Genomic DNA, 12762 nt, shown 5'->3' with positions numbered 1-12762 from the left:
GGTGCTTCAGGCTGTACGGCCGCGCGGGCGGCGGTGGTGCTGGGGCGGGTGCGTCAGCCGCTGTTCCAGCAGGCGGGCCGCCTTGCGCAGCGCGTCGAGCCGGTCCTCGGGACCGTCCGGGAAACGCTCCCCGGCGGCCCCCAGGCTGAGACTGCCGTAGGGCTCGGCGCCGAGGAAGACCGGCACGGCGACAGTGCCGATGCCCGCGTCGTACTCGCCCACCGTCCACGCGTACCCCTGCGCCCGCACCTGACGGAACTCGCGTTCCAGCTGGTCGGGGTCGGTGACCGTGCGCTCCGTGAACCGGGCCATGGGACGTCCCCGGAACAGCCGGTGGCGCTGCTCGTCGGGCAGGAACGCGTAGTACGACTTGCTGGTCGCCCCCGCGTGCGCCGGATACAGCTCGCCGACCAGAGGGTAGTACCGCAGCGGCCCCTCCTCGCCCTCGACCGCCGCCACGCACCGCATGTGGAAGCTGTCGGGCAGACAGAACAGGACCGTGTCGCCGGTCGCCGCGCGCAGCTCCTGGAGGACGGGCTCCGCGAGCAGTTCCAGCGAGCCGGAGCGCTCCCAGAGGCGGCCGAGCCGCAGCGCGGCGGGACCGATCCGGTAGCGGCGGGTCGCCGGATCCGACACCAGGAAGCCGCGCCCGGCCAGCGTGGACAGCAGCCGCTGCGCGACCGAGGTGTCCCAGCCGAACTCGGTGGCCACCTCCGTCACGCCCCAGTCGGGCCGGGTGCGCTCGAAGGCCAGCAGCACCAGCAGGGCGCGGTCGACGGTCTGCAGCGCCCCGGCCGGGGTCTTCCGGTCGACGGGGATGTCAGGCACGGCAACTCCTCTCCGCATGACGTCCGCACTGGACGTCCGTCCCTCCGCCCATCTCGCCATTCAGACCTGAATTGCAGATAACGGGAAACAGTTGCGAAGAAGGTTAACGGATCCCGAATCTTCTGTCAGCACCGCCTCAGGTGCGGATCAGGAGAAGCTGCCCATGTTGAAGTACGTCCTGGACATCGTGGATCTGCTGGACGATCCCGATGCCGACGGCAAGGGAGTCGCCGCCTACCTCGACTCCGTGGCGGGCCCCGCCGGCTCCGGCGCCCAGGTCACCACCGTCACCGGCGAGCGGGGCGCCACGGACTTCGTCCTCGTGCGCGTGCCGGGCCGCACCGGCCGCGGCCGCGGCGGCACCTCGCGCACCCTCGGCGTGGTCGGGCGGCTCGGCGGCGTGGGCGCCCGTCCGGAGATCACCGGCCTGGTCTCCGACGCGGACGGCGCGATCGCCGCGATCGCCACCGCCGCCAAGCTGCTGGACATGCGCCGCCGCGGCGACGTGCTCGACGGCGACGTGATCGTGGCCACCCACATCTGCCCGAACGCCCCGACCGCACCGCACGACCCGGTGCCGTTCATGGACTCGCCGGTCGACATCGCCACCATGAACCGGCACGAGGTCACCGACGCGATGGAGGCGGTGCTCTCCATCGACACCACCAAGGGCAACCGGATCATCAACCACAAGGGCCTGGCCCTGTCGCCCACCGTCAAGGAGGGCTGGGTGCTCAAGGTCAGCGAGCAGATGGGGGAGCTGCTGGCCGTGGTGACCGGTGAGCCGTTGGTCACGTACCCGGTGACCACTCAGGACATCACCCCGTACGGTAACGGTGTACACCACATCAATTCGATCCTTCAGCCGGCCACGGCGACGTCCGCCCCGGTCGTCGGCCTCGCGGTCACCTCGGCCGCGGCGGTGCCCGGCTGCCAGACGGGCGCGAGTCACGAGAGCGACATCGCGGCCGCCGCCCGGTTCGCCGTCGAGACCGCGAAGGCCTACGGCGGCGGACGCCTGGACTTTTACGACGACGTGGAGTTCGGCCGGCTCGTGTCCCGTTACGGCTCGCTGGCACACCTGCAGACCCTCGGCCGCGCACCCAGGGAGTCGTGATCATGGCCGCACACAAGAACACCGCCACCTCCCCGGACACCGCCGGCCCAAGAGCCCTGGGCAGCGACGACTACGCCCTCGCCCGCGTCCCGCGCGACGAACGGCTCGGCTTCTGGACGATGCTGCTCCAGTGGCTCGCCCAGTCCGGATCGATCTCGCAGTTCACGCTCGGCGCCACCATCGGTGTCGGAATGTCCTTCGGCAACGCGCTCCTCGCCTTCACCCTCGGCGCCGTGATCCTGGAAGTCGTGATCTTCGCGATCGGCCTGGCCGGTATGCGCGAGGGCCTCGCGACCCCGCTGCTGACCCGCTGGGTCGGCTTCGGCCGCAACGGCTCCGCGCTGGTCAGCCTCGTCATCTCCATCAGCCTCGTCGGCTGGTTCGGAGTGCAGAACACGATCTTCGGCAACAGCGTCTCCGCCCTGGTCGGCGGCCCCTCGTGGCTGTGGTGCGTCGTCGCCGGCCTGGCCATCACGGTCCTGGTGGTCTTCGGCTTCCGGTACATGGCGGTCTTCGCGAAGATCGTCACCCCGCTGTTCTTCGCGATGGTCGCCTGGTCCGTCACCGACGCCCTGACCAAGCACTCCATCTCGGACCTGGTCCACTCGCCGGCCCCCGGCCCGGCGATCCCGCTGTCGGTCGCCGCGACCGCCATCGCGGGCGGCTTCATGACCGGCGCGATCGTCGCGCCCGAGATGACCCGCTACAACAAGAAGGGCGCCCACGTCTTCGTGCAGAGCGCCTCCTCCATGATCCTGTCCGAGTACATCGTCGGCATGACCGGTGTCCTGCTCGGTCATCTGGTGGGCAGCAACCAGGTCTCCCAGATCGTGCTCTCCACCTCCGGCGTCTTCGGTGTGCTGGTCGTCCTGATGTCCACGGCGAAGATCAACGACTGGAACCTGTACGGCTCCTCGCTCGGCGTCGTGAACTTCTTCCAGGTCGTCTTCCGCAAGCGCCTGCGCCGAGGCGCGGTGACCATCGTCCTCGGCCTCGCCGGCACCCTGCTGTCCGCGGTCGGCATCATGACCCACTTCACCGACTTCCTGTCGGTGCTCGGCGTGGCCATCCCGCCGGTCGGCGGCATCATCGTCGCCGAGTACTGGGTGGTGCGCCGCATGCGCGGACCGCTCGACGCCACCCGCGAGACGCAGACCCTGCCCGCCACCTCACCGGTCTGGGTGCCGATGTCCCTGGTCATCTGGGCCGCGGCGTTCTGCGTCGGCAAGTTCTACGACGGCGGCATCCCCGCACTCAACTCCCTGCTGACCGCCTTCGTCCTGTACAGCGTCCTCGGACTCGCCGGCTGGATCAGGACCTACGGCACCACCACCCTCGACGACGAGGCCGCCGACGGCACCGGGCAGTCCCCGGCCGCCACCGGCACGGCCCCCGTAGGAGCGTCATGAGCACCACCCCCGCACTCGCCGCCGCCTCCGAGGAGGCACAGCGCGAGGCCATCGAACTGTGCGCGGAGCTGATCCGCTTCGACACCTCCAACCCCACCAGCGACGAGCGGGCCTGCGCCGACCGGGTCGTCGAGCTGATGGCCGAGGCCGGCATCACCTCGGAGCTGGTGGAGAGCGCGCCGGGCCGCGCCAACGTCGTCGCCCGCATCCCGGGCCGCGAGCCGGACCGTGGGGCCCTGCTCGTCCATGGCCATCTGGACGTCGTACCGGCCGACCCGGACGAGTGGCAGGTCCCGCCGTTCTCCGGCGAGATCCACGACGGCTACCTGTGGGGCCGGGGCGCCATCGACATGAAGGACACGGTGGCGGTCATGCTGGCCACCGCCCGGCACTTCGCCCGAACCGGCACCCGGCCGTCCCGCGACATCGTCCTGGCCTTCCTCGCCGACGAGGAGGCGGGCGGCAGGTACGGCGCGCACTGGCTGGTCGAGCACCGGCCCGAGCTGTTCGCCGGCGTCACCGAGGCGATCGGCGAGGGCGGCGGGTTCAGCTACGCGCTCGACGACACCCGGCGGCTGTACCCGATCGAGAACGCCCAGCGCGGCATGGCCTGGATGGAACTGACGGCCACCGGCCGCGCGGGCCACGGCTCCTCGCCCAACGACGAGAACGCGGTCACCGACCTCGCCGAGTCGCTCACCCGCATCGGCCGCCACACCTTCCCGATCCGCCTGATCGAACCGGTGCGCGCGCTGCTCGCGGAGGCGGCACGGCTCCAGGGCGTCGACATCGACTTCGACGCCGAGGACCTCGACGCGGAACTCGCGAAGCTCGGGCCGGTCGCCGACTTCATGCAGGTGGTGCTGCGCAACTCCGCCAACCCCACCATGTTCTCGGCCGGTTACCAGACCAACGTGATCCCGGGCCGGGCCACCGCACGCGTCGACGGCCGCTTCCTGCCCGGCCATGAGAAGGAACTCGTCGACACCATCGACAAGTTGCTCCTGCCGTCGGTCAGCCGGCAGTGGGTCAACCACGACATCGCCATGGAGACCACCTTCGACGGCCCCCTCGTCGACGCGATGTGCGCGGCCGTACGCGCCGAGGACCCCGACGGTCACCCGGTGCCGTACTGCAACCCGGGCGGCACCGACGCGAAGGCCTTCACGAAGCTCGGCATCCGCTGCTTCGGCTTCAAGGGCCTGAAACTGCCCCACGACCTCGACTACGGCCGCCTCTTCCACGGCGTGGACGAACGAGTCCCCCTCGAAGGCCTCCGCTTCGGCGTCCGGGTGATGACCCGCCTTTGGCAGAGCTGCTGACCGCTGCCCCCGCCCTCACCTCCGCGCCGCCCGCGGGGGTGAGGGAACTCAGGCGGCCAGGGCGCCCTGGTGGAAGTACAAGCGCCAGCCGGTCTCCGTCAGCCGCCACAGGGAGCTTCGCCATACGCGGCGGCCCTGGTAGTCGGTGAAGTACTTGAGGTGGACGAGCTCTGGGGCAAGGACGGCTTCGGACATCTCGCTGACCTCGACAGGGGATTCCGGGGAGACGGAGCCGCCGCTCGTCACCGCGAGGATCGACTTCACGTCCCACCGGCGTCCAGAGGTCCCGATCTCGGTGAACTCCGGGTCAAGCAGTTCCAGGACACGGGCCGGGGAGGCACGTACCTCGGGATCGAGAAGCAGCAACTCTCCGTCGATGGCCGCCTTCACGGCCTGCTCCCGCTCGTCACTCGTCATGCGGGAGCTCTAGGCGCGGGCCCCGTCGGGAGAGAACTCCCGACGGGGCTCGCGTGCTCAACGCGCTTCCGCAGCCACCGGTTTGGGGATGAGGAACGACGTCACGACGGCGACGGCCATGATGACCGCACCCGTGATCATGGCGGTGGTGTAGTCGCCGGTCGACGACGGATCCGCGGGGGCCGCCGCGGTCTTCACCGCGTACAGCACCGCGAAGCTCAGACCGGCGCCGAGGTTGAACGCGCCCGCGTTCAGACCGGGCAGGAACCCGGGGTTCTCACGCGGGGACAGCACGATGCCGAGCCCGTTGAGCACGATGTTCCCGATCCCGGCGTAGGTGATCCCCACCAGGATGGACGCCGTCAGCAGCATGGCCCGTGAATGGCCGTGCAGCGTGAGGATCATCAGGACCACGGTTGCCGCGGCTCCGACGAGACCGATGCGCAGGATCCGGCCGTACCCGAAGGTGGCGGCCAGCCGGCCGGCGATCGGACCCATGGCGAGCCCGGCCAGGGCGTACGGCGTGAGGGTCCACCACGCGGACTGCTGCGCGGACAAGCCGAGTCCCGCCTGCGCGTCCTCGGCGAACGCGGGGATCAGCCCGTTCATGACGGCGAACACACCCGTCATGGTGAGCACCGTCGTGAGCAGGAGCGCCCACGTGGAGCGCTGCCGCAGATGATGCGTGGCGACCAGCGGATGCCCGCTGCGGTTCTCCGTGCGCCAGAACAGCGCGAAGGCCACCGCGGCGACGACCACGAGCAGGGCGATCAGCGGCCAGTTGGCCGCGGCGAGCTTGCCGGCCTCGTTCAGCGCGATGAGCAGCGAGCCCACCGAGACCACGAGCAGCACGACGCCGGGCCAGTCCATGCGCTCGGCGACCGGCGCCTTGGACTCGCGGCTCATCAGCGCGACCATGGCCGTGGCGACCGCCGCGACGACGGCCATCGCCCAGAAGACCGACTGGAACCCGTGGTGGTCGGCGAGGTAGCCGCCCGCGAGGGAGTCGACACCCGCGACTCCGCCGTTGAAGGCGGTGATCACACCGAGCAGGGTGCCGTAGCGCTTGGGCTCGGGCACCTCCTCCCGCAGCATGATCAGGCACAGCGGGACGACCGGGCCGCTCACGCCCTGGATGATGCGCCCGGCGAACAGGACCGGGACGTTGTGCGCGAACGCGGCGACGACACATCCGACGGCCATCAGGGCCAGCATGCCGGTGAGGACCTTGCGGCGGCCGACGACATCGCCCAGTCGCGGCAGGAACAGCGAGAACAGGGCCGCGGACGTGAAGAACGCGGTCTGGGTGAGCCCGATCTCGGCCGAGGTGGCGTGGAGGGATCCCTCCATGCTCTTCAGCGCCGGACTGATCATGCTGGCGTTGAGCTGGAAGGCCACGCACGCGGCGAGCAGCGCGGTCAGCAGCACACCGATCCGGACGGGGGAGCCCTGCGCGGAGCGGGGTGGTCTGTCGGTGGTGGAAACGCTGGGAACGGTCATGCCTGGACGTCGCCGATCCGCTCGAGTGCGTCCACGACCAGGTTCCAGAACCGCTCGTGGTCGAGCTTCACCGCGACCTGCGTGTGGCAGTCGTCCGGGGCGGGCGCCCGGAAGTCGGCCACGGTCATGCCCAGGGTCAGCGTGCCGGTGAGCTCGATGTCCACGGGGGCCTTGCGCACCGTCATGACGTCGGGGTCGATGACGTAGGCGACCGCGCAGGGGTCGTGCACGGGCGGGAACTCGAAGCCCTGGGCCTGCTCGTACATCGCGCCGAAGAAGTCCAGCAGTTCCAGGACGAACTTGGCGGGCGCGGTGCCGACCGCGGCGATCTTCTCGGTGACGGCGGGCGTCGCCAGCGCCTGGTGCGTGAGGTCGAGACCGACCATGGTGACCGGCCAGCTCTCGTTGAAGACGATGTGCGCGGCCTCGGGGTCGATCTTGATGTTGAACTCGGCGACCGCGCTCCAGTTGCCCTCGTGGTAGCCGCCGCCCATCAGGACGACCTCACGGACACGGGAGGCGATGCGCGGCTCCTTGCGGACCGCCATCGCGATGTTGGTCAGACCGGCGGTCGGCACGATGGTGATCTCGCCCGGCTCGTGCGACATGACCGTGTCGATGATCAGGTCGACCGCGTGGCGGCGGTCCAGCTCCAGGGTCGGCTCGGGCAGCACGGGTCCGTCGAGTCCGGACTCGCCGTGGATGTCCGGCGCCGTCTCGATGTCGCGCACCAGAGGCCGGGGGCAGCCCGCGGCGAAGGGCACTCCGGTGATCCCGGCGATACGGGCCACGGACAGCGCGTTGCGGGTCACCTTCTCCAGCGTCTGGTTCCCGACCACGGTCGTGACGGCCACGAGCTCGATCTCGGGATTGCCGTGCGCCAGAAGCATGGCGATGGCGTCGTCGTGTCCCGGGTCGCAGTCGAGGATGATCTTTCTGGCCAACGGAGAGCCCCTTTGCTCGCTTACCTGGGTGAAACCGATCTCCGGGGACGCCCAGGGGCGGCCACGTCCGGAGGGCGCCGAGTGGTCCGGCGCCTGGGGAGACGTTAGGGAAAACGTTCTCCCGAACATTCGCCCATTCCTCATCAATATGTCAATGGACGTTACATCTTTCTCCCGCCCTCCCCTGCTCCACGGCAGTCCGGGGCGCAGGAGGCTGGTGATAACGTTCTCCGGCGTCGGTGCTGGTCGGCGCCGGGAGGCCGTGTGCCGACCAGGAAACCGAGCCGACAGAAGGGGGCGGACTGCGGTGACCGAGGTGACATTGCGTGATGTGGCTCGCGCGTCCGGATGCTCCGTCGCCACGGTGTCCCGCGTGCTGGCCGGCACCCGCCCGGTGGGAGCGGAGACGGCACGCCGAGTGCGGGCCGCGGCCGAAAGCCTCGGCTACCGCCCCAACCAGGTCGCCCGCGCCCTGCGCAGCCGCTCCACCGGCACCATCGGCCTGGTGCTGCCCCAGATCACCAACCCGTTCTTCCCCTCCCTCGTCCGTGAGGTCGAGCACGCCCTGCACGCCGGGGGCCGCGCCCTGCTGCTCGCCGACTGCGACGACGACCCGCGGACCGAGGCGGCCCGGATCACCGCCCTGCTGGACCGGCAGGTGGACGCGCTGCTGGTCATCCCCGTCGACGAGACCCACAGCCGTGCGGCGGTCGAACTCGCGGCGGCCCGCGTCCCGTTGGTCCTCCTCGACCGCTCCTGCGGCCCCGGCGTCGCCGACTCGGTGGCCGTCGACAACGCCGCCGGCACGGCCCTCGTCCTGGAGCACCTGACCCGCACCGGGCGCCGCCGTTTCTGTTTCCTCGGCGCCGCCGGTACCGCCTCGACGGCCGTCGAGCGGCGCATGGCCTACGAGGCGGGCGTCGCCGCCCTCGACCCGCTCGCCTCCGAACGCACCGAACTCGGCGACTTCTCCGTGGAATGGGGGCGGGCCGCGGTCGACCGGATCTGGCCGGCCCGCCCGGACGCCGTCGTCTGCGCCAACGACCTCATCGCGGTCGGAGCGCTGCAACGCCTCGGACAACTCGGCGTCGACGTCCCCGGCGAGGTCGCCGTCACCGGATTCGACGACATCCCCATGGCGAGCCTTGCCGAACCCAACCTGACCACGGTCCGCCAGCCGGCCGCCCAGGTGGCGGCCGAGGCGCTCCGGCTCCTTGCCGAGCGGCTCGACGGCGGGGGAGCCGAGGCGTACCGGGCCGTCCGCCTCTCACCCCAACTCGTCGTCCGCGCTTCCAGCGGCCCCCGCGCCGCCGCGCCCACGACCATCCCCGGCAGCAGAACCTCAGAGGAACACCAGTGATCGCAGTCGTCGGAAGCCTCAACCTCGATCTCGTCGCACCCGTTCCGCGGCATCCGGTGCCGGGGGAGACCGTGCTCGGCGGGGACATCGTCGAGCACCCCGGCGGCAAGGGGGCCAACCAGGCGGTCGCCGCGGCCCGGCTCGGCGGGCGGGTCGCCCTGATCGGCCGGGTCGGCGAGGACGACGCCGCCGATGTGATGGCCGCCGCGGCGCGCGCCGAGGGCGTGGACACCGCGCACCTGACCCGCACTCCCGGAGTGCCCACCGGGCGTGCGCTGATCGCCGTCAACCCGTCGGGCGAGAACTCCATCATCGTCAGCCCCGGCGCCAACTCCCGCCTGACCGCGGCCGATTGCCGGGCCGCCGCCGACGTGCTGGGCCGGGCCGAGGTCACGGTCCTCCAGCAGGAGGTCCCCGACGAGGCCAACCACGCGGCGGCCGAGCTGGCCGGTGGCATCGTCGTGTACAACCCGGCTCCCGCCGTCGAGGGCGCCGTCCCGCCCCGCCACGTCGACGTGCTGGTCCCCAACCGCACCGAACTGGCGGCCCTCACCGGCACCCCGGTACCGGACACGGTCGACGAGGTCGCCGCCGCCGCGGGCAAACTGCGCGGAGCGGGCGCGGTCATCGTCACCCTCGGCGGTGACGGCGTGCTGCTCCTGGAAGGCACCGCGCGGCTGCACATCCCGGCCTTCACGGTCCGGCCCGTCGACACCACCGCGGCCGGAGACTGCTTCTGCGGCGCCCTCGCCGTCGCCCTCGCCGAGGGCCGCACCCTGGAGCAGGCCGCCCGCTGGGCCTGCGCCGCGGCGGCACTCAGCACCACCCGCCCCGGTGCCCAGCCGTCACTGCCCCGCCGCGACGAGGTGGAGGCGTTCCTCAAGAGCTGAAAACCCTCGCCGATCGAGGACTTGTCGTTGGGAAACGCCCGACCTCAACGCGACGGTCAGGGGTCCGGTGCGGGACATCGGCACCGCTCCGCGCCCGCTGGGCTTTGGCAGTTCCGGCGGCGTCTGGCGACTGACCACCCCGGACGGCGTCGCGGAGTCCGGAAACAGGGGCCGCACGTCTTGGCCCCGCGCGAGAAGTCGTCCTGCCTCAACACGGCCGTGGTGCCGAACGCGTGGCGGTGGGAGAAGGCGGACCCGACGCCCCCGGCAAGGCGAGATAGCGCGACGGCATCCGACTCCTCGAAAGACGGATCGAGTCCTTTTGTCCCGGCCACACTGGCCGGGGTTTTTCACCGACCGGCCGTCAGGGACCTGGTTCAGATCCATGCTCTTGCTACTCCGCCGGACGCGGTTGCCCGGGAAGGTGCATACCGAGTCGGCGCGGCGAACGGGACGCGGTGAAACAGGGCGAAGCCGGGCGCACAGGAGTATTTGCGATGATATCAAATACTTCATGTCTACCTGTCGTCGAGTCCTGTCCTGCTCGTCTAATTATGCGGAGACAAGGCGATTTCGCTCCTCGCACACCCCCCCGTGCCCGTCGGCCCTTCGCTGCACTGCTCGTTCCTCGGCTTCGACGGCGTGGCACGTCTTCCCGAAGCCCCTCCCGGGGGCTCATTACCGGTAGGTGCATGATGGACGAACCAGCAAACCCGACCGTAGAACCGCCAGTCCTGGCTGCTGTATCGCCGGCTGCCGTCGTCTCCCGGGCCGTGCAAACGGTTCCGGTGGGAATCAAGCCACTGGGGTTGGGGATGGGCCCCCTCGGGCTACATGCGTATGTGACCAACAGCGGATCCGGCACCACCACCGTGGTGGATATCGGACAACTCGTCGTCAGTACTGCCCTGGCCCCTTACAACGCCCCCGCCGGGGTGGGGGTCAGCCCGGACAGCAGCCTCATCTATGTGGCGGAAAACGGCGCGAACGCTCTCAGCACCGCAGAGCAGCAGACACTGACCGTCCTCTCCAAGATCGAGGTGGGAAGCGCTCCTTTCGGGATCGCCGTGAGCCCGGCCGGGATCCGCGTATACGTCGCCGACCAGGGATCGGACAGTCTCACCGTGGTAGACACGTTCAACAACTCCATCCTCACGACCATTCCGGTCGGCGCCGGCCCCACCGGGGTCGCGGTCTCCCCCACCGGGGACAGGTGTACGTGACGAACCACGGCGACAACACCCTCAGCGTGATCGACACAGCCACCTTCACCGTGGTGGCAACCATCCCCGGCCTTTCCGCGCCCGTCGGTGTAGCAGCCAGCACGGACACCCTCCACCTCTATGCCGCCAACAGCGGCGCGAACACCCTCAGCGTCATCGACACCGCCAGCCAGACGATCACCACCACCATCCCCGTGGGCACCACTCCCTGGGGCGTGGCGATCACCCCGGACAGCAGTGAGGTGTACGTGAGCAACAATGGCTCCGACACCGTCAGCATCATCGACGCCACCACTGACACGGTCACCGACACCATTGCCGTCGGCCACAAGCCCGCCGGAATCGCCGTCACCCCCAACGGGCTGGCCGTCTTCGTGGCCAACTCCGGATCCAACAGCGTCAGCGTCATCCAGGCCCTGTACAAAATGGCTCCCACCCTGGGCCCCCAGTCCGGCGGCACCAAGGTGACGATCACCGGCACCAGCCTGTCCGGGGTCACCGCGGTGCAATTCGGCACGAGCTCCGCCGCCGTCATCGCCAACACGCCCAACAAGGTCGTCGCGTCGTCTCCACCCGGCTCCGGCATCGCTCAGGTCACCGTCACCACCGCAGGCGGCACCAGCAACCCCAAGCCCTTCCAGTACTACCCGAGCGGTAACGCCTCCTCCCTCAGCCCCGCCGCCGGTCCGACAGCAGGCAGGAACATCGTCACCATCAACGGCGCCCTCTTGGCCACCGCCACCCAAGTACTGTTCGGCACCCTGCTGGCCGTTCCCCAAGTCGTCTCCGACCAGCAGCTGACCGTCGACGTGCCACCCGCCGCCTCCCCCGGCACCGTCCCCGTCTCCGTCACCACCGCCGGCGGCCTGACCACCGGAAGGCTCAGCTACACCTATGTCGACCCGCCACAGTTCGGCGGCCTGAGCGCCACCAGCGGCCCGTTAGTCGGCGGGACCGTCGTCGACCTCACCGGCAAGAACCTGACGACCGCCGCCGCCGTCTCCTTCAACGGCGTCTTCGCCCAGTTCAGCATCGGGTCCGATACCGTCCTGGCCGCCATCGTTCCCCCTGGCTCCGCCCCCGGCCCCGTCGACGTCACCGTTACCACGGCGGGCGGCTCCGCCACCCTTCCCGACGCCTACACCTACACCTGATCATCCACTGCACAACGCACTCTCGTACCAGGACATCGCCGGTGCCCGGTAGCTGGCAGAGAACTTCGGGCGGGCAATGCCGAGTTGACCCGACGAATGGAGAGGACTCGCGGCGAGAACCGGCGGCTGCGTACGGACTCCACCCATTCCGCCCCGGCCAGGGGCGGAATGGCGGCTCCCATGGCCTGACCGCTCCCGCGCCAGGCGGCCGCGTGGGGCACAGAAGCGGATGTCGAAACCAGTGGCGGCCGCGAGCCGCTTTTCGGTGGCCGGCTCCATGTCTCGGTCCCCGGTCGCGGTCGTCCGCAATTCAGGCACTGCGGTTGGCCGACGACAGCGACCGGGACGTTCTTCGACGTGACCTTTGTGGAGGGGGCGGGCTTCGGCAGTCTCCGGCCGGGAGCATCCGGCATGAGGAGGACGCACCGGGGGTGTCGCTCCCCTGTGCGGTTCGTGTCACCCCGGCGGCCCCGTATCTCATCGAGGACTTCGGGTAGGCCCCTTCTGTGGGCCAGGGCGGTGCCGGCACTCGCCCCCGTAGCGGAATGAGTACGAACTCGGCGAAATCGCCATCCGCCCGTCGGGCGTCGATCCGGAT

11 protein-coding genes are annotated in these 12762 nt (G+C 70.2%); 7 read left to right on the top strand and 4 right to left on the bottom strand.

The window, feature by feature from the left end:
* Positions 1-6: 6 nt before the first annotated feature.
* The gene (locus OIE49_RS02375) at positions 7-846 is read right to left on the bottom strand and encodes an IclR family transcriptional regulator (protein ID WP_326800827.1); all 840 of its coding nucleotides are present in this window, start codon (positions 844-846) and stop codon (positions 7-9) included.
* Positions 847-991: 145 nt separating this feature from the next.
* On the opposite strand from OIE49_RS02375, the gene OIE49_RS02370 reads away from it, so the two are divergent.
* Genes OIE49_RS02370 through OIE49_RS02360 form a run of 3 tightly spaced genes read left to right on the top strand, consistent with a single transcriptional unit; the run spans position 992 to position 4676 of the window.
* Positions 992-1945, top strand: coding sequence for a DUF1177 domain-containing protein (locus OIE49_RS02370; RefSeq protein WP_326800826.1), 954 nt, complete (start codon positions 992-994; stop codon positions 1943-1945).
* A 2-nt stretch (positions 1946-1947) separates the two neighbouring features.
* Positions 1948-3354, top strand: coding sequence for a cytosine permease (locus OIE49_RS02365; RefSeq protein WP_326800825.1), 1407 nt, complete (start codon positions 1948-1950; stop codon positions 3352-3354).
* The gene (locus tag OIE49_RS02360; RefSeq protein WP_326800824.1) at positions 3351-4676 is read left to right on the top strand and encodes a M20/M25/M40 family metallo-hydrolase; all 1326 of its coding nucleotides are present in this window, start codon (positions 3351-3353) and stop codon (positions 4674-4676) included. Before OIE49_RS02365 ends, OIE49_RS02360 begins: the two co-directional genes overlap by 4 nt.
* A gap of 48 nt (positions 4677-4724) precedes the next feature.
* Here the strand turns inward: OIE49_RS02360 and OIE49_RS02355 are convergent, their stop codons facing one another.
* Genes OIE49_RS02355 through uriH form a run of 3 tightly spaced genes read right to left on the bottom strand, consistent with a single transcriptional unit; the run spans position 4725 to position 7537 of the window.
* Entirely contained in the window at positions 4725-5093 is a 369-nt protein-coding gene (locus tag OIE49_RS02355) for a nuclear transport factor 2 family protein (RefSeq protein WP_326800823.1), read from the bottom strand.
* Positions 5094-5150: 57 nt separating this feature from the next.
* On the bottom strand, positions 5151-6593 hold the full coding sequence (uriT, locus tag OIE49_RS02350; RefSeq protein ID WP_326800822.1) for a uridine transporter UriT: 1443 nt from the start codon (positions 6591-6593) through the stop codon (positions 5151-5153).
* The gene (gene uriH / locus OIE49_RS02345; protein ID WP_326800821.1) at positions 6590-7537 is read right to left on the bottom strand and encodes a uridine-preferring nucleoside hydrolase UriH; all 948 of its coding nucleotides are present in this window, start codon (positions 7535-7537) and stop codon (positions 6590-6592) included. Before uriH ends, uriT begins: the two co-directional genes overlap by 4 nt.
* Before the next feature lie 331 nt (positions 7538-7868).
* On the opposite strand from uriH, the gene OIE49_RS02340 reads away from it, so the two are divergent.
* The 4 genes from OIE49_RS02340 (at position 7869) to OIE49_RS02325 (ending at position 12164) form a co-directional block, all read left to right on the top strand.
* Positions 7869-8897: a LacI family DNA-binding transcriptional regulator gene (locus OIE49_RS02340; RefSeq protein ID WP_326800820.1), complete on the top strand. Its 1029-nt coding sequence runs from the start codon at positions 7869-7871 to the stop codon at positions 8895-8897.
* Positions 8894-9787, top strand: coding sequence for a ribokinase (gene rbsK, locus OIE49_RS02335; RefSeq protein WP_326800819.1), 894 nt, complete (start codon positions 8894-8896; stop codon positions 9785-9787). The genes OIE49_RS02340 and rbsK overlap by 4 nt, the downstream gene beginning before the upstream one ends.
* An 842-nt stretch (positions 9788-10629) precedes the next feature.
* Complete coding sequence (locus tag OIE49_RS02330) at positions 10630-11010, top strand: YncE family protein (protein ID WP_326800818.1); 381 nt, start codon at positions 10630-10632, stop codon at positions 11008-11010.
* On the top strand, positions 11007-12164 hold the full coding sequence (locus OIE49_RS02325; RefSeq protein ID WP_326800817.1) for an IPT/TIG domain-containing protein: 1158 nt from the start codon (positions 11007-11009) through the stop codon (positions 12162-12164). The genes OIE49_RS02330 and OIE49_RS02325 overlap by 4 nt, the downstream gene beginning before the upstream one ends.
* Positions 12165-12762: the final 598 nt, after the last annotated feature.

This window comes from Streptomyces sp. NBC_01788 (assembly GCF_035917575.1).
Classification (GTDB): Bacteria; Actinomycetota; Actinomycetes; order Streptomycetales; family Streptomycetaceae; genus Streptomyces.
This window is presented reverse-complemented; position numbering and strand designations above follow the sequence as displayed.

Excerpts from the sequence above, each read along its gene's own strand:
- OIE49_RS02375 (WP_326800827.1), bottom strand. The coding sequence starts at position 846 with ATGCGGAGAGGAGTTGCCGTGCCTGACATCCCCGTCGACCGGAAGACC.
- OIE49_RS02370 (WP_326800826.1), top strand. The coding sequence starts at position 992 with ATGTTGAAGTACGTCCTGGACATCGTGGATCTGCTGGACGATCCCGAT.
- OIE49_RS02365 (WP_326800825.1), top strand. The coding sequence starts at position 1,948 with ATGGCCGCACACAAGAACACCGCCACCTCCCCGGACACCGCCGGCCCA.
- OIE49_RS02360 (WP_326800824.1), top strand. The coding sequence starts at position 3,351 with ATGAGCACCACCCCCGCACTCGCCGCCGCCTCCGAGGAGGCACAGCGC.
- OIE49_RS02355 (WP_326800823.1), bottom strand. The coding sequence starts at position 5,093 with ATGACGAGTGACGAGCGGGAGCAGGCCGTGAAGGCGGCCATCGACGGA.
- uriT (WP_326800822.1), bottom strand. The coding sequence starts at position 6,593 with ATGACCGTTCCCAGCGTTTCCACCACCGACAGACCACCCCGCTCCGCG.